Origin of the sequence: Novosphingobium sp. ERW19, from assembly GCF_012641315.1 — a bacterium.
Classification (GTDB): domain Bacteria; phylum Pseudomonadota; class Alphaproteobacteria; order Sphingomonadales; family Sphingomonadaceae; genus Novosphingobium.
This window is the reverse complement of the sequence record NZ_JABAIC010000037.1, coordinates 1-1,307: the sequence shown is the minus strand read 5'-3', so window position 1 is coordinate 1,307 and position 1,307 is coordinate 1. Positions and strand designations below refer to the sequence as shown.

The following is a 1,307-nucleotide window of genomic DNA, read 5'->3' as shown; positions in this document are numbered from 1 at the left end:
GAACTTTCTGGTAATACCAATTCAGGGAACTTGACAGACCGAAACTGGTCCGTCAATCGGTAATACCACAATCCGCCTGTCCTTAGCGAGTGAAACCCCCATGAAAATCACCGCCGCCCGCGTCATCGTCACCTGCCCGGGCCGCAACTTCGTCACGCTCAAGATCGAGACCGACCAGGGCGTCTATGGCATCGGCGATGGCACCTTGAACGGGCGCGAGCTTTCGGTCGTCGCCTATCTCGAGGAGCACGTCATTCCCTGCCTCATCGGCATGGACCCGCGCCGCATCGAGGACATCTGGCAGTATCTCTACCGCGGCGCCTACTGGCGGCGCGGCCCGGTGACGATGCGCGCGATTGCCGCGGTCGACATGGCGCTGTGGGACATCAAGGGCAAGATGGCCGGCATGCCGGTCTACCAGCTTCTGGGCGGCCGCAGCCGTGACGGGATCATGGTCTATGGCCATGCCAATGGCTCGGACATTGCCGAGACGGTCGAGGCGGTCGGCCACTACATCGACATGGGCTACAAGGCGATCCGCGCCCAGACCGGCGTGCCCGGCATCAAGGATGCCTATGGCGTGGGCCGCGGCAAGCTCTACTACGAACCGGCCGATGCCGCCCTGCCCTCGGTCACCGGCTGGGACACGCGCAAGGCGCTGAACTATGTGCCCAAGATGTTCGAGGAGCTGCGCAAGACCTACGGCTTCGACCACCACCTGCTCCACGATGGCCACCACCGCTATACCCCGCAGGAAGCGGCCAACCTTGGCAAGATGCTTGAACCCTACCAGCTGTTCTGGCTGGAAGACTGCACGCCTGCCGAAAACCAGGAGGCCTTCAAGCTGGTGCGCCAGCACACCGTCACCCCGCTGGCCGTGGGCGAGATCTTCAACACCATCTGGGATGCCAAGGATCTCATCCAGAACCAGCTGATCGACTACATCCGCGCGACCGTCGTCGGTGCCGGCGGCCTCACCCACCTGCGCCGCATTGCCGATCTTGCCAGCCTCTACCAGATCCGCACCGGCTGCCACGGCGCCACCGACCTCTCGCCCGTCACCATGGGCTGCGCGCTGCACTTCGATACCTGGGTCCCCAACTTCGGCATCCAGGAATACATGCGCCATACCCCTGAAACCGACGAAGTCTTCCCCCACGACTACCACTTCGACAAGGGCGAACTCTTCGTCGGCGACACCCCCGGACACGGCGTCGACATCGACGAGAAACTCGCCGCCAAATACCCCTACAAACCCGCCTACCTCCCCGTCGCACGGCTCGAGGATGGCACCATGTGGAACTGGT

1 protein-coding gene is annotated in these 1,307 nt (G+C 63.2%); it reads left to right on the top strand.

Going from position 1 to position 1,307, the window contains the following annotated elements; all coding sequences use genetic code 11:
- Nucleotides 1-100: 100 nt before the first annotated feature.
- The coding region (gene manD, locus HGI46_RS21790; protein WP_118075211.1) for a mannonate dehydratase at nucleotides 101-1,307 on the top strand (1,207 nt) is incomplete at its 3' end.